The 18,887-nt window shown below is 74.1% G+C and carries 18 protein-coding genes; 15 read left to right on the top strand and 3 right to left on the bottom strand.

Going from position 1 to position 18,887, the window contains the following annotated elements; genetic code table 11:
- Positions 1-29: 29 nt before the first annotated feature.
- From ACIP84_RS04075 to ACIP84_RS04025, 11 genes are all read left to right on the top strand, one after another.
- Positions 30-2,141 (top strand): ATP-binding protein, encoded by a 2,112-nt coding sequence (locus tag ACIP84_RS04075; RefSeq protein WP_401794214.1) that lies wholly within the window; start codon positions 30-32, stop codon positions 2,139-2,141.
- 91 nt (positions 2,142-2,232) lie between these two features.
- Entirely contained in the window at positions 2,233-3,384 is a 1,152-nt protein-coding gene (locus ACIP84_RS04070) for a sulfite oxidase (protein ID WP_401794211.1), read from the top strand.
- Between the two features lie 263 nt (positions 3,385-3,647).
- On the top strand, positions 3,648-4,478 hold the full coding sequence (gene nadE / locus ACIP84_RS04065) for an ammonia-dependent NAD(+) synthetase (RefSeq protein ID WP_401794208.1): 831 nt from the start codon (positions 3,648-3,650) through the stop codon (positions 4,476-4,478).
- Between the two features lie 179 nt (positions 4,479-4,657).
- Complete coding sequence (locus ACIP84_RS04060) at positions 4,658-5,047, top strand: VOC family protein (protein WP_401794205.1); 390 nt, start codon at positions 4,658-4,660, stop codon at positions 5,045-5,047.
- 103 nt (positions 5,048-5,150) lie between these two features.
- Entirely contained in the window at positions 5,151-5,831 is a 681-nt protein-coding gene (locus tag ACIP84_RS04055; RefSeq protein WP_355964256.1) for an ABC transporter permease, read from the top strand.
- Positions 5,828-6,502: an ABC transporter permease gene (locus ACIP84_RS04050; RefSeq protein ID WP_401794202.1), complete on the top strand. Its 675-nt coding sequence runs from the start codon at positions 5,828-5,830 to the stop codon at positions 6,500-6,502. Before ACIP84_RS04055 ends, ACIP84_RS04050 begins: the two co-directional genes overlap by 4 nt.
- A 35-nt stretch (positions 6,503-6,537) precedes the next feature.
- Positions 6,538-7,509: an ABC transporter substrate-binding protein gene (locus tag ACIP84_RS04045; protein ID WP_401795656.1), complete on the top strand. Its 972-nt coding sequence runs from the start codon at positions 6,538-6,540 to the stop codon at positions 7,507-7,509.
- A 177-nt stretch (positions 7,510-7,686) separates the two neighbouring features.
- Complete coding sequence (locus tag ACIP84_RS04040; RefSeq protein WP_401794199.1) at positions 7,687-9,171, top strand: cellulase family glycosylhydrolase; 1,485 nt, start codon at positions 7,687-7,689, stop codon at positions 9,169-9,171.
- Between the two features lie 76 nt (positions 9,172-9,247).
- Positions 9,248-10,555 (top strand): alpha/beta fold hydrolase, encoded by a 1,308-nt coding sequence (locus ACIP84_RS04035; protein WP_401794196.1) that lies wholly within the window; start codon positions 9,248-9,250, stop codon positions 10,553-10,555.
- 144 nt (positions 10,556-10,699) lie between these two features.
- Positions 10,700-11,632, top strand: coding sequence for an SIS domain-containing protein (locus ACIP84_RS04030; protein ID WP_401794193.1), 933 nt, complete (start codon positions 10,700-10,702; stop codon positions 11,630-11,632).
- Positions 11,629-12,381, top strand: a complete 753-nt coding sequence (locus tag ACIP84_RS04025; RefSeq protein ID WP_401794190.1) for a PIG-L deacetylase family protein — start codon at positions 11,629-11,631, stop codon at positions 12,379-12,381. The genes ACIP84_RS04030 and ACIP84_RS04025 overlap by 4 nt, the downstream gene beginning before the upstream one ends.
- Positions 12,382-12,411: 30 nt before the next feature.
- Here the strand turns inward: ACIP84_RS04025 and ACIP84_RS04020 are convergent, their stop codons facing one another.
- The 3 genes from ACIP84_RS04020 to ACIP84_RS04010 all read right to left on the bottom strand — a co-directional run bounded on the left by ACIP84_RS04020 (position 12,412) and on the right by ACIP84_RS04010 (position 14,909).
- On the bottom strand, positions 12,412-12,912 hold the full coding sequence (locus ACIP84_RS04020; RefSeq protein WP_401794187.1) for a GNAT family N-acetyltransferase: 501 nt from the start codon (positions 12,910-12,912) through the stop codon (positions 12,412-12,414).
- Between the two features lie 72 nt (positions 12,913-12,984).
- Entirely contained in the window at positions 12,985-13,764 is a 780-nt protein-coding gene (locus tag ACIP84_RS04015; protein ID WP_401794184.1) for a VOC family protein, read from the bottom strand.
- A gap of 185 nt (positions 13,765-13,949) precedes the next feature.
- On the bottom strand, positions 13,950-14,909 hold the full coding sequence (locus ACIP84_RS04010; RefSeq protein WP_401794181.1) for an NAD(P)/FAD-dependent oxidoreductase: 960 nt from the start codon (positions 14,907-14,909) through the stop codon (positions 13,950-13,952).
- Between the two features lie 66 nt (positions 14,910-14,975).
- Between ACIP84_RS04010 and ACIP84_RS04005 the strand changes: the two genes are divergently transcribed.
- From ACIP84_RS04005 to ACIP84_RS03990, 4 genes are all read left to right on the top strand, one after another.
- The gene (locus ACIP84_RS04005; RefSeq protein ID WP_355964265.1) at positions 14,976-15,566 is read left to right on the top strand and encodes an XRE family transcriptional regulator; all 591 of its coding nucleotides are present in this window, start codon (positions 14,976-14,978) and stop codon (positions 15,564-15,566) included.
- Between the two features lie 68 nt (positions 15,567-15,634).
- Positions 15,635-16,603 (top strand): NADPH:quinone oxidoreductase family protein, encoded by a 969-nt coding sequence (locus tag ACIP84_RS04000; protein WP_401794178.1) that lies wholly within the window; start codon positions 15,635-15,637, stop codon positions 16,601-16,603.
- Positions 16,600-17,781 (top strand): acyl-CoA dehydrogenase family protein, encoded by a 1,182-nt coding sequence (locus tag ACIP84_RS03995; protein ID WP_355964267.1) that lies wholly within the window; start codon positions 16,600-16,602, stop codon positions 17,779-17,781. Before ACIP84_RS04000 ends, ACIP84_RS03995 begins: the two co-directional genes overlap by 4 nt.
- On the top strand, positions 17,778-18,884 hold the full coding sequence (locus ACIP84_RS03990) for an acyl-CoA dehydrogenase family protein (RefSeq protein ID WP_401794175.1): 1,107 nt from the start codon (positions 17,778-17,780) through the stop codon (positions 18,882-18,884). The genes ACIP84_RS03995 and ACIP84_RS03990 overlap by 4 nt, the downstream gene beginning before the upstream one ends.
- The last annotated feature ends 3 nt before the right edge of the window (positions 18,885-18,887 follow it).

Genomic DNA, 18,887 nt, shown 5'->3' with positions numbered 1-18,887 from the left:
CCGGTGCCGACCACCCGTTCGTCGCTCTCATGAGGGAGACTGCTCCCGTGCGTGGACATCTGCCGGACGAGAACCCCGGTTTCGTGGGGCGCCGCACGGAACTGGAGCGGATATCCGCCGCGTTGGCGGAGCACCGCCTCGTCACCGTGACCGGCGTCGGGGGAGTCGGGAAGACCCGGCTCGCGCTGCGCGCCGCGCACCGCGCCGCCGACGGGTACCCCGACGGTGCCTGGTGGACCGATCTCACTCCGCTCGACGGCGACCGGCTCCTCGTCGCCCTCGTCGCCGACTCCGTCGACCTCTCCGACCACACCCCCGGCATGGCGACCACCGGGCTCTGCCGTCGGCTCGCCGACGACGGGCTGCTGCTCGTCCTCGACTCCTGCGAGCACCTCGCCGAACCCTGCGCACGGCTCGTCACCGAACTCCTCGCCGCCGCCCCCGGACTCACCGTCCTGGCCACCAGCCGGCGTCCGCTCGGCGTCGACGGGGAGCAGGTCGTCCACCTCGACCCGCTGCCGCCCGCCGGGGGCGACGCCCTGGAGCTGCTCCGCCGGGCCGCGGGCGAGGAGTTCACCGCCGCGGGCCCGGCCGGCGAGATCTGCGTACGCCTCGAAGGCATCCCGCTCGCCCTGGAACTGGCCGCCGCCCAGATCCGCCTGCAGGGCGCCGAAGCCGTCAGGGACCAGCTCGGCACCCGCTTCGACGCCCCGCCCGCCGCCCGCTTCGACCTGCTCGCGCACACCGAGCGGGTATGGCCGAGCCGCCACCAGACCCTGCGGGCCGCCATCGGCTGGAGTCATGAGCTGAGCGCCCCGCTCGAACGCCTCCTCTGGGCCCGGCTCTCCGTCTTCCGAGGCCCCTTCGACCTGGCGTCGGCGACCGCCGTGTGCATCGGCGGCCCGCTGGACCGGGCGACCCTGGCGGCAGCCCTCGACGGACTCGTCCGCGCCTCCGTGGTCCGCCCGCCGGACACGGCCGGCCGGCTGCGGATGCTCGACACGATCCGCGCGTACGGCGCGACCTGGCTGGACCGGACCGGCGAGACCGGGGCGGTCGCCGACCGCCACGCCGCCCACTTCCGGGGGCTCGCGCGGCGGGGCGAGACCGAGTGGCACGGCGCCCGCCAACTGCGCTGGTACCGGACCGTCGACGCCCACCACACCGACCTGCGCACCGCCCTCGACCGGCTGCTGCGGACCGACCCCGACGCCGCCCTCGACCTCATCGGCTCGGTCGCCTTCGCCTGGTCCTGCCGGGGCCGGCTCCGCGAGGCCCGTGACGGCCTCGAACAGGCCCTGCTGCTGAGCGGTGCGCGCGGGCGCACCAGGGCCCGGGCCTTGTGGGCGCTCGGCGTCACCCTCGTGCTCCAGGGCGAGTTCGGCCCCGCGCAGGACGTGAGCGAACGCTGTGCCCGGGAGGCCCGGCACACGGAGTACACGGAGTACGCGGGCCACGGGGACGCAGACGGTGCCGGGCGCGCGGGCCGCCCCGGCGACCTGACCCTCGACGCCGCCGCGCTCGCCGGGCTCCTCGCCCTGACCACGGGCCGTCCGATGGCCGCGCACGTCGTCGTGGGCCATGTCCTCGACGCAGCCCAGGGCGGCCCCGCCGACTCCGCCGCCCGGCTCCGCTGCCACCTCGTCCGCGTGTTCGCGCTGACGGGCCTCGGGCGGCTCGGCGAGGCCCGCGACCGGGCGCTGGCCCTGCGGGCCCTCTGCGAGGAGCTGGACGAGCACTGGACGCGGACGGCCCTGGAGTACCAGCTCGCCCTCACGGGTCTCCTGGAGGGCGACCCCGCGACGGCCGCGGGGCACGCGCGCGCGATGCTCGAAGGCACACGGGGACTCGGCGCGAGCCTGGGGGTGGCGCTCGGGCTCGACGTCCTCGCCACGGCGCTCGCGGCGGCCGGCGACGGCGAGCGGGCGGCCGACGTCTCGGGCACGGGGGAGGCGTACTGGCGCTCCACCGGACAGCCCCGGCGCGGGCTGCCCGGCCTGCGGGCGCTGCACGAGAAGTACACGGACACCGCCCGCGCGACGATCGGCGAACCGGCATACGAGGAGATCTTCGTGCGCGCCCTGACCGGGCTTCCCCAGGACGGCCTGGACCGAGCCCTGCGGAGCCCCCGCCAGACCTGAGGCGGCACAGCCGGGACGGGCCGTCGAAGACCCCTCCGAGACCCGTCCCTGCCGAGGTGCCGGGCCCCGGGCCGCGGCGCACCATGAGGGCATGGAGGGATCCCTGAGTGGTCTGAGCGACATCAGCACACCGGGACGCGTGGCCGGGCCGGACGAGGGCGTCTCGGTGCAGGAGCTGGCCCTCGCTGCCCGCAACCACGGGCTGCCCCTGGAAGCGCTGCGGTACGACGTGACGCCGCCCGGGCTGCACTACGTCCTCGTCCACTACGACATCCCCGACGCCGCCGCCGACGGCTGGCGGCTCACCGTCGGCGGACGCGTGCTGCGGGACCTCGACCTCGGCCTCGACGAGCTCCGCTCCCGGCCCTCCGTCACCCGCCGGGTCACCCTGGAGTGCGCGGGCAACGGACGGGCCCGGCTGTCGCCCCGGCCGGTCAGCCAGCCCTGGCTCGTCGAGGCCGTCGGAACCGCCGACTGGACGGGTGTCCCCCTCACCGCGCTCCTCGCCGAGGCGGGTGTCGCCGAGGACGCCGTCGAGGCGGTCTTCACCGGAGCCGACCACGGGGTGGAGCGGGGCGTCGAGCAGGACTACCGGCGGAGCCTTCCCCTCACGACGGCCGCCGACCCGGCCCGGGACGTCCTCGTCGCGTACGCCATGAACGGGGCACCCCTGCCCCCGCAGCACGGCAGCCCGCTCCGGCTCGTCGTCCCCGGCTGGTACGGCATGGCCCACGTGAAGTGGCTCCACGACATCACGCTCACCGACGCCCCGTACACCGGCTTCCAGCAGGCCGTGGCCTATCGCGTACGGCAGGCGCCCGAGGAGCCGGGGGAGCCCGTCACCCTCATCGCACCCCGGGCCCTGATGGTGCCGCCCGGCTTCCCCGACTTCATGTCGAGGACCCGAGTGGTCCGCCCCGGCCCCGTCCCGCTCACCGGCCGCGCCTGGTCGGGCCACGGGCCGGTCGCCCGCGTCGAGGTGAGCGAGGACGGCGGGGCCGCCTGGACCGAGGCGGAGCTCGTACGGGACCCCGCGCATCCCTGGGCGTGGTCCGCCTGGCGGACCACGTGGACGGCGACCCCGGGCCTGCGCCATCTGACCGTGCGGGCCACCGACGCCGAGGGGAACGTCCAGCCGGTCGTCGAGCCCTGGAACCGCGGCGGGTTCGCCAACAACCTCGTCCAGCGGGTCGAGGTCCTCTGCACCCCGGACGCGACGCCGGACGCGACGCCCGGGTCCTGACTCGGGACGCGCCGCCGGGCGCGCGGCCCGGCTCCTGACCCCAGACGCGACGCCGGACGCGACGCCGGACGCGACGCCGGACGCGACGCCGGACGCGACGCCGGACGCGACGCCGGACGCGACGCCGGACGCGACCCCAGACGCGACGCCGGACGCGACGCCCGCACGTGACCGAGGCGGCGAGGCCGGGGCAGGGCGACGCGCCGTCGCCCCGGTGCGTAAAGTCGACTCCCGCAGCCCCCGTACCCGACGAGGAGACTTCCGTGACCGACCCGGCGTCCACCGCCCTCCAGCAGCAGATCGCCCGGGACCTCCAGGTGGCCGAGACCTTCGACCCGCGGGCCGAGATCGAGCGCCGCGTGGCCTTCCTGACCGAGCGCCTCACCTCCACCGGTCTGCGCTCCCTCGTCCTCGGCATCAGCGGCGGCGTCGACTCCACCACCGCAGGACGCCTCTGCCAGCTCGCCGTGGAGCGGGCCCGCGCCGCCGGACACCAGGCCGCCTTCTACGCGATGCGCCTGCCGTACGGCGTGCAGGCCGACGAGAAGGACGCGCAGACCGCGCTCGGCTTCATCCGCGCCGACGAGGTCCTCACCGTGGACGTCAGGGCCGCGAGCGACGCGGCCCTGGAGGCCGCCCTCGCCGGTGGCGTGACCTTCCGCGACGCCCACCACCAGGACTTCGTGCAGGGCAACATCAAGGCCCGTCAGCGGATGATCGCCCAGTACGCGGTCGCCGGAGCCAACGACGGGCTCGTCGTCGGCACCGACCACGCCGCCGAGGCGGTCTCCGGCTTCTTCACCAAGTTCGGCGACGGCGCCGCCGACGTCGTCCCGCTCACCGGACTGACCAAGCGGCGCGTCCGCGCGGTCGCGGCCGAGCTCGGCGCCCCGTCCGAGCTGGTCTGGAAGACCCCCACGGCCGACCTGGAGACGCTGGACCCGGGCAAGCCCGACGAGGACGCCCTCGGTGTCACGTACGACGACATCGACGACTTCCTGGAGGGCAAGCCGGTCACCGACGACGTCTTCGCCACGATCGTGCGCCGCTACGAGCTCACCGAGCACAAGCGCCGGCTGCCGATCGCGCCCTGAGCGGCCCCGGGCCCCTGCCCCCGGGCGCCGCGCCCCGGCCCCGGGCGCCGGGCGCCCGCCCCTGACGCCGGGCCCCGTGCCCCGGCTCCGGCCCCGCGAGTCAGCCTGAGCGGCGGGCGGCGGACACTCGGCGGATCCTGGAAGGGGTGCCCGGAAGGGGCCCCGGAAAGGAGCACGCCATGTTCGGCGACACCCCGGCATTCAGCGGTTTCTCGGTCGACGACCTGGACGCCGCCCGGCGCTTCTACGGCGAGACCCTCGGCCTCGAGGTGGGCGAGGAGGGGCAGGACGACATGCGGATGCTCTTCCTCACCCTGGCGGGCGGGGCCCGGGTCTTCGTCTATCCCAAGGACGACCACACCCCCGCCTCCTTCACGATCCTCAACTTCGCGGTCGACGACATCGACCGGGCCGTGGACGATCTGACCGGGCGCGGAGTGACCCTGGAGCGCTACGAGGGATTCGACGCCGACGCGAAGGGCGTCGTGCGGGCCGACGGCGGACCGGCCATCGCGTGGTTCACGGACCCGGCGGGGAACGTCCTGTCGGTGCTCCAGGAGAACCGCTGACACCGGGGGCACCGGCGCCCCGGCGCAGCCGTCCGGCACCGTCCCCGCCCCCGAACGGACCGGCCCGCGTGCGCGGCGGCGCCGTACCGCCTCGAATGGGAGGGTGATCGCGCCGCCCGACGACTGCCTCGCCCGCAACGAGTGGATCTGCGGCGCCTATCTCTCCACCCGGAGCGAGATCCTCACCGACGCCGTCGTCCAGCACCTCCAGCTGACGGCCGTCTCCGTCGCCCTCGGCCTGGTGCTCGCCCTCCCCCTGGCGATCGCCGCCCGCCGGTGGCGCTGGGCGGCCGGGCCGGTCCTCGGGGTCACCACACTCCTGTACACGATTCCGGCGCTCGCGATGTTCTCACTGCTCCTGCCCGTGTACGGGCTGTCCGCCGCCCTGGTCGTGGCCGGCCTCGTCCTGTACTCCCTCACGCTCCTCGTCCGGAACATCCTGGCCGGGCTCCGCGCCGTTCCCGAGGAGACCCGCCAGGCCGCCCGCGGCCTCGGATACGGTCCGATCCGGCTGCTGCTCGCCGTCGAACTGCCGCTCGCCGTGCCCGCCGCCATGGCCGGCCTCCGGATCGCCACCGTCTCGGCCGTCTCCCTCGTCACGATCGGCGCGATCGTCGGCCACGGCGGACTCGGCAACCTCATCTACGCGGGCATGAACACCTTCTTCAAGGCCCAGGTGCTCACCGCCTCCGTGCTCTGCGTCGTGATCGCGGTCGCCGCCGACCTGCTCCTCCTCGGCGCGCAACGGCTGCTCACCCCCTGGACCCGCGGGCAGGCCGCATGACCACCCTCGCCGACGCCTGGTCCTGGCTCACCACCTCCGCGCACTGGTCCGGCGAGAACGGCATCGGGCACCGGCTCGCCGAGCACCTCTTCCTCACCGTCGTCTGCCTCGCCATCAGCTGTGCGATCGCCCTGCCCGTCGCCCTCGTCCTCGGACACCTCGGCAAGGGCGGCGCGCTCGCCGTGAACCTGTCCAACGTCGGCAGGGCGGTTCCCACCTTCGCCGTCCTCGTCCTGCTCCTCCTCAGCCCGATCGGCTCGTACGGCCAGTGGCCGACGATCATCGCGCTCGTCCTGTTCGCCGTGCCCCCGCTGCTGACCAACGCGTACGTGGGAATGCGCGGTGTCGACGCCGACGTCGTACGGGCCGCCCGCGGCATGGGCATGACGGGACGCCAGACCCTGACCCTGGTCGAGGTGCCGCTCGCGCTGCCGCTGATCCTGACCGGCGTGCGGATCGCCGCCGTCCAGCTCGTCGCCACCGCCACCGTCGCCGCGCTCGCCGGCGGCGGCGGGCTCGGCCGGATCATCACGGCCGGGTTCAACCTCGCCTCCACCCCGCAGGTCGTCGCCGGGGCGTGCCTCGTCGCCGTCCTCGCGCTGCTCGTGGAAGGGGTCTTCGAGGGCGTCCAGCGCCTGGCCCCCGCCGGCGTCCGGAGGAGCGGCCCGTGACCGGACCGCCCCGCCGGCGCACGGGGGAGCGGCCCGTGACCGCCCCGCCCCGCCGGCCCCGGATCGCCGTCGTGCCCGGTCTCCTCCTGGCGGCCTGCGCGCTGCTCGGCGGCTGCGCGACGGGACCCTCCCTTGAGGCCCAGGGCGAGGTCACGGCACCACCGGGTGACAGCCGCCGGCTGACCGTCGGCTCGGCCGGGTTCACCGAGAGCGACCTGCTGGCCCAGATGTACGCCCTGCTCCTGGAGGACGCCGGGTACGGTACGAAGATCCTCTCCGTCACCAACCGCGAGCTGTACGAACCGGCCCTGGAGCGCGGCCAGATCGACGTCGTGGCGGAGTACGCGGCGACCTTCGCCGACTGGCTGAACGCCAAGGTCAACGGGGCCGACGCGCCGACCGTCGGCTCGCCCGACCTGGACGCCACGATGAAGGCCCTGCGCGGGCTGGCCACCCCCCGCGGGCTCACCGTCCTCGACGCGGGCCGGGCCGTGGACCAGAACGCCTTCGCAGTCACCGCCGGGTTCGCCTCCGAGCACCGGCTGAAGACCCTCAGCGACCTCGGCGCCACCGGCCTCCCGATCCGGCTCGCGGCCGGTGACGAATGCGTCCGGCGGCCGTACTGCGCCCCCGGTCTGCGCGAGGTCTACGGCATCGACATCACCGCCGTCGACCCCAAGGGCGTCGGCACCACCCCGGCCAAACAGGCCGTCCAGAACGGCCAGGACCAGCTGGTGCTCACCACGACCACCGATGCCACCCTCGACGAGTTCGGGCTCGTCCTGCTCGCCGACGACAAGCGCCTGCAGAACGCCGACCACGTCGTGCCCGTCGTCAACCGCGCCCGCGCCGGCGGCGAACGCGTCACCCGTGCGCTGTCCCGTCTCAACACGGTCCTGACCACGGCCGATCTGGCGCGGCTCAACGAACAGGTGGACAGCTGGCGGCGCCTCCCGGAGGACGTGGCGCGGAACTACCTCGTGACGAAGGGGCTCGTCCCGCGCTGAGTTCGGAGGCCGGCCGCCGTCAGCCCGCTGAACTGCGTCTCTTGTCATGACCCTTGCGAGGCGGAGCGGGCTCCTGCTATTCATCCGTTAGGAAAGTTTCCTTCCAGTCCACTGGCGTCCGTGTCAGCATCCCTCGGCCTTCCCCAAGGCCTCGTTCGTCGTTCCGTGGAGACCCCCATGACTTCGGCACGATCCGCACGACTCCGCACCCGAATCGGCCGGCGGCCCGGCGTCCGACGCCTCGGCGTCGCCGGCACCGCCCTCGGCGCGCTGCTCCTCGGCCTCGCCGTCACCCCGCCCACCGCGACCGCGGCCCCCGTCACCTACGAGGCGGAGGCGGCCACCGTCTCCCAGGGCGCCGTCGAGTCCAACCACGCCGGGTTCACCGGCAATGGATTCGTCAACTACGACAACGCCACCGGCAGTTACGTCCAGTGGAACGTCAACGCCGACCAGGCGGGCCCCGCGACCCTCACCCTGCGCTACGCCAACGGCACCACCACCAACCGCCCCATGGACATCGCCGTCAACGGCGCCGTCGCCGCCTCCGGCAAGTCCTTCGCGGGCACCGGCGCCTGGACCACCTGGGCGACCACCACCGTCACCACCACCCTCAAGGCCGGCGCCAACACCATCCGCGCCACCGCCACCACCGCCAACGGCGGCCCCAACGTCGACCACGTCAAGGTCGACGGCACCACCACCCAGCCGCCCACCGGCACCACCCCCGCCGCGGTCAACGGCCAGCTCAAGGTCTGCGGCACCAAGCTCTGCAACACCCACGACAAGCCGATCCAACTGCGCGGCATGTCCAGCCACGGCACCCAGTGGTACAGCCAGTGTCTGACCGGCGGCTCGCTCGACGCCCTCGCCAAGGACTGGAACGCCGACGTCCTGCGCGTCTCCACGTACGTCCAGGAGGAGGGCTACGAGACCGACCCGCGCAAGTACACCGACCTCGCCCACTCCCTCATCGAGCAGGCCACCGCGCGCGGCATGTACGTCATCGTCGACTGGCACATGCTCGACCCGGGCGACCCGCACTACAACCTCGCCCGCGCCAAGACCTTCTTCACCGAGATCGCCCAGCGCCACGGCTCCAAGACCAACCTGCTGTACGAGATCGCCAACGAGCCCAACGGCGTCGCCTGGTCCCGCGTCAAGAGCTATGCGGAGCAGCTCATCCCGGTCATCCGCGCCAAGGACGCCGAGACCCCGATCCTCGTCGGCACGCGCGCGTGGTCCTCGTTCGGAGTCTCCGACGGCGCGAACGAGTCCGAGGTCGTGTCCAACCCGGTGAACGCGACCAACATCATGTACACCTTCCACTTCTACGCGTTCTCGCACCGCGACGAGTACCTGAACACCCTCTCCCGCGCCGCCGACAAGCTCCCCGTCTTCGTCACCGAGTTCGGCACCCAGAACTACGCGGGCGAGGGCAGCAACGACTTCGCGATGTCGCAGCGGTTCCTCGACCTGATGGCCGCCAAGAAGATCAGCTGGGTCAACTGGAACTTCTCCGACGACGAGCGCAGCGGCGCCGTCTTCAAGACCGGCACCTGCGACTCCGGCGGCCCCTGGGCGGGCACCGGCTCGCTGAAGCCCGCCGGCGTCTGGATCCGGGACCGCATCAGGACGGCGGACGACTTCCCGACCTCCTGACGCCCCTCCTCCGGTACGCCCCCGCCATGTGATCCACTGTCCTGGCGGGGGCGTACCGAACAGGAGCAGGAACACCGTGACCACCTACCGGCAGCCGGGACTCGTCCTCACCGACCACCGCTTCCCCGTCCCCCTCGACCACGCCCGCCCCGACGGCGAGCGGATCGAGGTCTTCGGCCGTGAGGTCGTCGCGAGCGGCAGCGCCGGCCCGGGCCGCGAGCGGCTGCCCTGGCTGGTCTACCTGGAGGGCGGCCCCGGCTTCGGAGCCCGCCGGTTCATCGGTCCGCAGGCCTGGCTCGGCCGGGCCGTCCAGGAGTTCCGCGTCCTCCTCCTCGATCAGCGGGGCACCGGCCGCTCGACCCCCGCCAACCGCCAGACCCTGCCGCTCCGCGGCACCCCCGCCGAGCAGGCCGACTACCTCGCCCACTTCCGCGCCGACTCGATCGTCGAGGACTGCGAGCTCATCCGCCGCCGGCTCACCGGCGGCGCTCCCTGGACCGTCCTCGGGCAGAGCTTCGGCGGCTTCTGCGCCACCCACTACCTCTCGACCGCGCCCCAGGGCCTGGAGCGGGTCCTGATCACCGGCGGTCTGCCCTCCCTGTACGCCACCGCCGACGAGGTCTACCGCGCCGCCTACCCCCGTATCCGGCGCAAGAACGAGGCCCACTACGCCCGCTACCCGCAGGACGCCGAACGGGCCCGCGCCGTCCTGGCCCACCTCCTCGACCACGAGGTCACCCTGCCCGGCGGCGGCCTGCTCACCCCCGAGGCCTTCCAGTCCCTCGGCATCCTGCTCGGCTCCGGCGAGGGCACCCACCAGCTCCATCTGCTCCTGGAGGGCGCGTTCGTCCCCACCCCCGGCGGGCCCGCGCTCGCCGACGCCTTCCTGGAGCAGGTCCAGGCCCACCTGTCGTACGCCGGACACCCGCTGTACGCCGTGCTCCACGAGGCCATCTACGCCCAGGGGAAGAGCCCCACCGACTGGGCGGCCGAGCGTGTCCGCGCCGAGTACCCCGACTTCGACGCCCGCGCCGCGCTCGCCGAGGGACGGCCGCCGCTCTTCACCGGCGAGACCGTCCACCCCTGGCACTTCGCCACCGACCCCGCCCTGCGCCCGCTCCGCGAGACCGCGGAGCTCCTCGCCGCCCGCACCGACTGGACCCCGCTGTACGACCCCGAGCGCCTCGCCGCCAACCGGGTCCCGGTCGCCGCGGCCGTCTACCACGACGACATGTACGTGGACACCGGCCACTCCCTCGACACCGCGCGCACGATCCGCGGTCTGCGCACCTGGGTGACGGACGAGTTCGAGCACGACGGGGTACGGGCCGGGGGACCGCGCGTCCTGGACCGGCTGCTCGCGCTCTCCCGCGACGAGATCTGACCGCCTGGGGCAGGACGGCGTGCGGCCGTCGGCGCGCAAAAGTCCAAGGGGTGGAACGCCCCTGCTCATGGAGTGCACCGGACGGATGCCGGTAGAACTCCGTCCGGGCCCCGTGCGGGGGCCTGCCGAGGAGAGGACCCGGACATGAGCACCCACGTCAGCGAGGAGATCGCCGGCCAGCCCGACTGCTGGCGCCGCGCCGCCGAGATCGCCGACCACGACGCCGGTCTGCTGCCGGCCCGCGGCGAGCGGGTGGCGGTGGTCGGCTGCGGCACCTCGTACTTCATCGCCCGCGCCTACGCGGCGCTGCGCGAGTCCCTCGGCGCGGGCGAGACCGACGCGTTCCCCGCCTCCGACTCCACACCGCTCGGGCGAGGTTACGACCGCGTCGTGGCCCTCACCCGCTCCGGCACCACCACGGAGGTCGTCCAGCTCCTCGCGGGCGCGGCGGGACGCATCCCGACCCTCGTCCTCACCGGAGTGCCCGGCAGCCCCGCGGGCCGGCTCGCCGACCGGGTCATCGACCTCGGGTTCGCCGACGAACGCTCGGTCGTCCAGACCCGGTTCGCGACCACGGCACTCCAACTCCTGCGCGCGGGGCTCGGTGTGGACCTGGGGCCCGCGGTCGCCGACGCCGAACTCGTCCTCTACGAGCGGCTGCCCGCCGCGTGGGAGCGGCGCGGCCAGTTCACGTTCCTCGGCACCGGCTGGACCGTCGGACTCGCCGACGAGGCCGCCCTCAAACTGCGCGAGGTGGCCCGCGTCTGGACGGAGTCGTACGCGGCGATGGAGTACCGCCACGGCCCGATCAGCATCAGCGACCGGTCCAGCCTCGTGTGGTGCCTCGGCCCCGCCCCCTCGGGGCTCAAGGACGAAGTCGAGTCCACCGGCGCCCTGTTCGCGGCCGACGCGATCGACCCGGTCGCCGCGCTGGTCCGCGCCCAGCGACTCGCGGTCGCGCTCGCGGTGCGCCGGGGACTCAACCCCGACCGGCCCAGGAACGTCTCGCGTTCGGTGATCCTTTCCGGAGCGTTCCGCCCGACCGTGTCGGAGGCCGCCCGTATCCTGCGGCCATGACCGGAACCGATGTCACGGACCTCGCGGAGATGCCCGGCGACTGGCAGCGCGCCCTCGCCGTCGTCGCCCACCCCGACGACCTGGAGTACGGCTGCGCGGCGGCCGTCGCCGCCTGGACGGACGCCGGGAAGGAGGTGGCCTACGTCCTCGCGACCCGCGGTGAGGCCGGTATCGACACGATCGCCCCGGACGCCTGCGGTCCGCTGCGCGAGCGGGAGCAGCGGGAGAGCGCCGCGGTCGTCGGAGTGGACACGGTGGAGTTCCTCGACCACCGCGACGGCGTGATCGAGTACGGTCTCGGGCTGCGCCGCGACATCGCGGCGGCGATCCGCAGGCACCGGCCGGAGCTCGTCATCACGCTCAACCACCGCGACACCTGGGGCGGGAGCCCCGGCGCCCCCTGGAACACGCCCGACCACGTGGCCGTCGGCCGGGCCGCGCTCGACGCGGCGGGGGACGCGGGCAACCGCTGGATCTTCCCCGAGCTCACCGACCAGGGACTGGAGCCATGGAACGGGGTGCGCTGGGTGGCGGTCGCGGCGTCCAGCACCCCGACCCACGCGGTGGACGCGGCCCCGGGCCTGGACCGGGCGATCCGCTCGCTGCTCTGCCACCGCGCCTACATCGAGGTCCTGACGGACGAGGACCCGGAGCGGTACGTCCGGTCCTTCCTCACCACGGCGACGAGCCAGGCGTCCGCCCGCTTCGGCGGCCGCCCGGCGGTGGCCTTCGAACTCTTCGGGCGCTGACGGACCGGGCTCGGTAGCCGGGCCCGGGGATCAGGGACGACGGGTCAGCACGCGGGTGGTGCTGCCGTCGTCCTCGGTGAGGTCCCGGACGTGCTCGAACCCGATCCTGCCGAGCAGCTTCAGCGACGCGGTGTTGGGCTCGGCCACGGTGGCGTGCACCTCGGTCAGGCCGAGCGTGCCGAAGCCGTAGCCCACGAGGGCCTCGGCCACCTCCGTACCGAGCCCCGACCCCCAGGCCGCCGGCGCCAGCGCGTACACGATCTCGTGCCCGCCGACGTCCTCGGACGGCTTGATCTCGGCGTGCCCGACCAGCGCCCCGTCCCGGCGCACGGCCCAGACGGCGAACAGCTCCTGCGCGTAGACCTTCGTGAAGATCCGCCCGAACAGGGCCCGGTCGTCCTCCTCGGACGCCGGGCCGTCTCCCATCCACGCCGACACCCGCGGATCCTGGAAGAGGGCCATGAAGGCCTCCTCGTCCCCGGGAACGTAGGGTTCGAGGAGGAGGCGCTCGGTGCGCAGCGTCGGGATCACGGACGACGACGCTACCCACCGGGTACCGACCGGGCAATCGACTTTCGCCGGTGGGGGAGCGGTGCTGGCGGGTCAGCCCATCGGCGTCGGCTTCAGGACCGCGAAGGCCGCGCCGGAGGGATCGGCGAGCCAGGCGATGCGGCCCACGTCGGGGATGTCGGCCGCGGGCATCAGGACCGAACCGCCGTTGCCCTGGGCCGCCGTGACGACCGCGTCCGCGTCCTCGACGGCGAAGTACACGATCCAGCGGGGGCCCTCGTTCGTGTCCTGGAGTTCGGCCGCGCCGCCGAAGGAGGCGTCCTGCTGGTCGCCGTCGGCGGTCGAGACGACCCGGTACTTCATGCCGGGCGCGTCCATCTCCGCGGCCCGCCAGCCGAAGAGCGTCCGGTAGAAGCCCAGGGTGGCCTCCGGGTCCGGCGTGTGCAGCTCCACCCAGACGAGGGTGTTCGTCGAGGACGTGCGGTCGAGGCCCTTGGTCGTGCCGGGCTGCCAGATCGCGAACTGCGCGCCGCCCGGGTCGGTGAGGGCGGCCATCCGGCCCGCCTCCATGACGTCGAGCGGCGCGAGGCGTACGGCTCCGCCCGCCGACTCGGCGTCCTTCGCCGTGGCGTCCGCGTCCGGGGTCTGGAAGTACACGGTCCAGGCGCTGGACGCGCCCTCCTCGGTGAGCGGTCCGAGCGCGGCGACCGTCCTGCCGTCCTGCTGGAAGAAGCCGTATCCGCCGGCCTCGGGACCGGCCGAACGGAACTCCCAGCCGAAGACGGCGGTGTAGAAGACGGCAGCCGCCTCCGTGTCCGGGCTGCCGAGGTCGATCCAGCAGGGAGAGCCCTTGGTGAACTGCGTACCGAGCATGGGAGGTGTCCCGTCCTTCCGTGAACCGTCGTCCGTGTGCCGTGCGGTGCCGTGCCGTGCGGTGGCCTGCCGTGCGGTCGGCCTGCCGTGTCGAGTGCCGCGAACCGTCGCCCGTGTGCCGTTTCCGGCCACCGTGACCGATCCTCGCCCCTCTGCCTCTGCGGCGCAGCCTCAACCGCCGCGGTTCATCCGACCGGCCGACCGGCCGCCCTCTCCTCCAGGTCGGCGAAGACCAGCTCGCCGTTGAGCGCGGCCGCGGCCCGGTAGCCCCGGCTCACCGCGTTGACCACCTGTTCCTGCGGACCCGTCACGTTCCCGGCCGCCCACACACCCGGCACGCTCGTCCGCCCCACCTCGTCGACGACCACGAACTCCCCGAACGGCGTCTCGCGCAGCTCCGCGCCCAGCTGCCGCAGCACCCCGTCACGGGCCGCCAGGCGGGTGGCCGCCGCGAAGACCACCGAGCGGGCCACGGTCCTGCCGTCGGCCAGCCGCACCCCGGTCAGCCGGTCGTCCTCCACCGCGAACCCCACCACCTCACCCCGCTCGATCCGGACGCCCGCCGCGTCCAGGAGCGCCGCCTCGTGCTCCGACGGCTCGGCCGAGGTGTGCAGGAAGAGGGTCACGTCCTTCGACCAGTGCGCCACCATCAGCGCCTGGTGCGCGGGCATCGTCGGATGCGCGATCACCCCGAAGGCCTCGTCGCGGACCTCCCAGCCGTGGCAGTAAGGGCAGTGCAGCACGTCCCGTCCCCACCGCTCGGCCAGTCCGTCGATCACCGGGAGCTCGTCGACGAGCCCCGTGGTGACGACGAGCCGCCGTGCGCCGACCGTCTCCCCGTCCGCCAGGGTGAGGACGAACCCGCCGTCCCCGTCCGCTGCCGCGCCCGTCACCTCACCGGTCCGCAGCTCGACCCCGTACCTGGCGATCTCGGCCCGCCCGGCCGCCAGGTAGTCGGCCGGGCTCATGCCGTCCCGGGACAGGACGCCCTGCATGTGCGCGGTGGGCGCGTTCCGCGGCTCGCCGGCGTCGACGACCAGGGTCCGGCGCCGCGACCGGCCCAGGAGCAGGGCGGCGCTGAGCCCCGCCGCGCCCCCGCCGACCACCACTGCCTCGTACGTGTTGTTCTCCTGGTGTGCGTTCATGCCCCGAGCGTCACCCGGGCCCACAAGATGAGCAAGTGAGCTTGCCGATTCTGCAAAACTGGACGTATGACCGAAGACGATCGCATCGACGCCGTGCTCAACGAGGTCGGCCCCCGCCTCCGCCGGGTCCGCCGCGACCGCGGGGTGACCCTGGCCGAGCTCTCCGCGGACACCGGCATCTCCGTGAGCACGCTCTCCCGGCTGGAGTCCGGGCAGCGCAGGCCGAGCCTGGAACTGCTCCTCCCGCTCGCCCGCGCCCATCAGGTCGCGCTGGACGAACTGGTCGGCGCCCCGGCGACGGGCGACCCCCGGATCAGGGCCAGGCCGATCGTGCGGCACGGCCGCACGATGTACCCGCTGACTCGGCAGCCCGGCGGCCTCCAGGCGTACAAGGTCATCCAGGAGAAGCCGCAGCAGGAGGAGCCGGAGCCGCGCGTCCACGAGGGCTACGAGTGGCTGTACGTGCTCTCCGGGAGGCTCCGCCTCGTCCTCGGGGAGCACGATGTCGTCCTCGGTCCCGGCGAGGCGGCCGAGTTCGACACCCGCGTCCCGCACTGGTTCGGCCCGACGCCCGACGGCCCGGTGGAGTTCCTGAGCCTGTACGGGCCGCAGGGGGAGCGGATGCACGTCCGCGCCCGCCCGAAGAAGTCCGGCTGACCGGTTCCCCTCGAATCAAGCGACCGCTTAGTATGCAACCGACCGCTCGGTACGGAGGAGGCTTTCGGATGCAGGCATGGCGTGTGTACGAGAACGGGGAACCGCGCGCGGTGATGCGCCGCGAGGAGGTGGCACCGCCGACACCCGGCGACGGCCAGGTCCTCCTCAAGGTCCGCGCCGCGAACGTCAACTTCCCCGACGCGCTGCTCTGCCGCGGCCACTACCAGATCCGCCCCCCGCTGCCCTTCACCCCCGGCGTGGAGGTCTGCGCCGAGACCGAGGACGGCCGCAGGGTCATCACCACCGCCGCCCTCCCGCACGGCGGCTTCGCCGACCACGTCCTCGCCGACGCCGCCGGGCTGCTCCCCGCCCCCGAGTCGCTCGACGACGCCGAGGCCGCCGCGCTCCACATCGGCTACCAGACCGGCTGGTTCGGCCTGCACCGCCGCGCCGCCCTCCAGGAGGGCGAGACCCTCCTGGTCCACGCGGCGGCCGGCGGCGTCGGCAGCGCCGCCGTCCAGCTCGGCAAGGCCGCGGGCGCCACCGTCATCGGGGTCGTCGGCGGACCGGAGAAGGCCGCCGTCGCCCGCGCGCTGGGCTGCGACGTGGTGATCGACCGGCGCTCCGAGGACGTCGTCGCCGCCGTCAAGGCCGCGACCGGCGGCCGCGGCGCCGATGTGATCTACGACCCCGTCGGCGGCGAGGCCTACCAGCAGTCCGCGAAGTGCGTCGCCTTCGAGGGCCGGATCGTGATCGTCGGCTTCGCGAGCGGCACGGTGCCGGCGCCCGCCCTCAACCACGCCCTGGTGAAGAACTACTCGGTCCTCGGCCTCCACTGGGGCCTCTACGCGGCGAAGGACCCGGCCTCGATCGGCCGCTGCCACGAGACCCTCACGGCCTACGCGGCCAAGGGCCTCGTCAAGCCCCTCATCGGCGAACGCGTCCCCTTCGCGGGCGCGGCGGACGCCGTCCAGCGCGTCGCCGACGGCACCACCACCGGCCGCCTGGTCGTCCTCCCGGAAGGAGCCCGCGCATGACCGACGCCGAGGAACTCCTCGTACGCACCAGGAAGCTGCTGGACGAGCATCCGCCCGCCACCACCGACCGCACCGACTTCCTGCGCGCCCGCTTCGACGCCGGCCTCGCCTGGGTGCACTACCCCGTCGGACTGGGCGGACTCGACGCGCCCCGCGCGCTCCAGGCCGTCGTCGACGCCGAGCTCGCCGCCGCCGGAGCCCCCGACAACGACCCGCGCAAGATCGGCATCGGTCTCGGCATGGCGGCCCCCACCGTCCTCGCCCACGGCACCGACGAGGTCAAGGAGCGCTTCCTCCGCCCGCTGTGGGTCGGCGAGGAGGTCTGGTGCCAGCTGTTCAGCGAGCCCGGGGCCGGATCCGACCTCGCCGCGCTCGCCACCCGGGCCGTCCGCGACGGCGAGGACTGGGTGGTGGACGGGCAGAAGGTGTGGACCTCCAGCGCCCACACGGCCCGCTGGGCCATCCTCATCGCCCGCACCGACCCGGACGCCCCCAAGCACCGGGGCATCACCTACTTCGTCTGCGACATGACCGACCCCGGCGTCGAGGTCCGGCCGCTGCGCCAGATCACCGGTGAGGCCGAGTTCAACGAGGTCTTCCTCACCGGTGTCCGCATCCCCGACGCCCACCGCCTCGGCGAGGTCGGCGACGGCTGGCGGGTCGCCCAGACCACCCTCATGAACGAGCGGGTCTCCATCGGCGGAGCCCGTATCCCCCGCGAGGGCGGCATGATCGGCAAGGTCGCGACGACCTGGCGCGAGCGCCCCGCACTGCGCACCCACGAACTGCACCGGCGCCTCCTCGACCACTGGGTCGACGCCGAGGTCGCCCGGCTCGCCGGGGAGCGGCTCCGCCAGCAGCTCGTCGCGGGCCGCCCCGGCCCCGAGGGCAGCGCCATGAAGCTCGCGTTCGCCCGCCTCAACCAGGCCATCAGCGGCCTGGAGGTCGAACTGCTCGGCGACGAGGGTCTGTTGTACGGGGAGTGGGAGATGCGCCGCCCCGACCTCGTGGACTTCACCGGCCGCGACGCCGGCTACCGCTATCTGCGGTCCAAGGGCAACTCGATCGAGGGCGGCACCAGCGAGGTGCTGCTCAACATCGTCGCCGAGCGGGTCTTGGGCCTGCCGCCCGAGCCCCGCAACGACAAGGACGTCGCCTGGAAGGACCTCGCCCGATGACGGAATCGTCAGACCTGACGGAACAGCCGCTCGACCTCCTCTACTCCGAGACGGAGGACGACCTGCGGGCCGCCGTCCGCGCCCTGCTCGCCGACCGGGCCGGCCACCAGACCCTCCTCGGGCGGATCGAGACGGACAGCCCCTACGTCCCCGGCCTGTGGAAGTCCCTCGCGGGCGACATCGGCGTCGCCGGACTCCTCGTCCCGGAGAAGCTCGGCGGCCAGGGCGCGAGCCACCGCGAGGCGGCCGTCGTCCTGGAGGAGCTGGGCCGCGCGGTGACCCCGCTGCCGTACCTCACGAGTGCGGTGGTGGCCACCGAGACCCTGCTCGCCCTGGCGGGGGAGAGCGACGCGGCGGCCGGACTCCTCGCGGAGCTGGCGGGCGGCCGTACGGTCGCGGCCCTCGCCGTACCGCTGTCGACGGCGCCGGACGCCGAGCTCCCGCTCGGCGGGCCGGTCGCGGCGGTGGCCGACGCCGGCGCCGCCGACGTGTTCCTCGTCCTGCGGGCCGACGGTCTGTACGCCGTGCCCGCCGACGAGGCGACCGTCGAGCCGCAGACCCCGCTCGACCTGACGCGTCCGCTGGCCACGGTCACCACCGGCGCCGGGAGCGGCGCCCGGCTCGCGGGCCCCGACGCGGCCCGGGCGGCGGTCCGGCGCGGACTGCTCGCCGGAGCCGGGCTCCTCGCGTCGGAGCAGCTCGGCCTCGCCGAGTGGTGCCTGGAGGAGACCGTCCGCCACACCCGCGAGCGCCACCAGTTCAACCGGCCGGTCGGCTCCTTCCAGGCTCTCAAGCACCGGATGGCCCAGCTCTGGCTGGACCTGGTCGGGGCGCGGGCGGCGGCCCGCGCCGCCGCCGACGCCCTCGCCACCGGCAGCGCGGACGCCCCGCTGCTCGTGGCGGTGGCGCAGGCGTACTGCTCCAAGGCCGCCGTCCGGGCGGCCGAGGAGTGCGTACAGCTGCACGGCGGCATCGGGATGACCTGGGAGCACCCGGCGCACCTCGCGCTCAAGCGGGCCAAGTCGGACCAGATCGCGCTCGGTTCCACGGGCCGGCACCAGGACGCGATCGCCGCCCTGGTCGGCCTGGCGCCGCCGTCCTAGCCT

Origin of the sequence: Streptomyces sp. NPDC088707, from assembly GCF_044752725.1 — a bacterium.
GTDB lineage: Bacteria > Actinomycetota > Actinomycetes > Streptomycetales > Streptomycetaceae > Streptomyces.
The sequence above is the reverse complement of the archived record's forward strand: the minus strand, read 5'-3'. Positions and strand labels throughout refer to the sequence as shown.

What these genes read in the sequence shown, in the direction of transcription:
- ACIP84_RS04000 (WP_401794178.1), top strand. Translation starts at nt 15,635, where the DNA reads ATGCAGGCATGGCGTGTGTACGAGAACGGGGAACCGCGCGCGGTGATG.
- ACIP84_RS03995 (WP_355964267.1), top strand. Translation starts at nt 16,600, where the DNA reads ATGACCGACGCCGAGGAACTCCTCGTACGCACCAGGAAGCTGCTGGAC.
- ACIP84_RS04015 (WP_401794184.1), bottom strand. Translation starts at nt 13,764, where the DNA reads ATGCTCGGTACGCAGTTCACCAAGGGCTCTCCCTGCTGGATCGACCTC.
- ACIP84_RS04075 (WP_401794214.1), top strand. Translation starts at nt 30, where the DNA reads ATGAGGGAGACTGCTCCCGTGCGTGGACATCTGCCGGACGAGAACCCC.
- ACIP84_RS03990 (WP_401794175.1), top strand. Translation starts at nt 17,778, where the DNA reads ATGACGGAATCGTCAGACCTGACGGAACAGCCGCTCGACCTCCTCTAC.
- ACIP84_RS04060 (WP_401794205.1), top strand. Translation starts at nt 4,658, where the DNA reads ATGTTCGGCGACACCCCGGCATTCAGCGGTTTCTCGGTCGACGACCTG.
- ACIP84_RS04030 (WP_401794193.1), top strand. Translation starts at nt 10,700, where the DNA reads ATGAGCACCCACGTCAGCGAGGAGATCGCCGGCCAGCCCGACTGCTGG.
- ACIP84_RS04025 (WP_401794190.1), top strand. Translation starts at nt 11,629, where the DNA reads ATGACCGGAACCGATGTCACGGACCTCGCGGAGATGCCCGGCGACTGG.
- ACIP84_RS04040 (WP_401794199.1), top strand. Translation starts at nt 7,687, where the DNA reads ATGACTTCGGCACGATCCGCACGACTCCGCACCCGAATCGGCCGGCGG.
- ACIP84_RS04010 (WP_401794181.1), bottom strand. Translation starts at nt 14,909, where the DNA reads ATGAACGCACACCAGGAGAACAACACGTACGAGGCAGTGGTGGTCGGC.
- ACIP84_RS04005 (WP_355964265.1), top strand. Translation starts at nt 14,976, where the DNA reads ATGACCGAAGACGATCGCATCGACGCCGTGCTCAACGAGGTCGGCCCC.
- ACIP84_RS04070 (WP_401794211.1), top strand. Translation starts at nt 2,233, where the DNA reads ATGGAGGGATCCCTGAGTGGTCTGAGCGACATCAGCACACCGGGACGC.
- ACIP84_RS04050 (WP_401794202.1), top strand. Translation starts at nt 5,828, where the DNA reads ATGACCACCCTCGCCGACGCCTGGTCCTGGCTCACCACCTCCGCGCAC.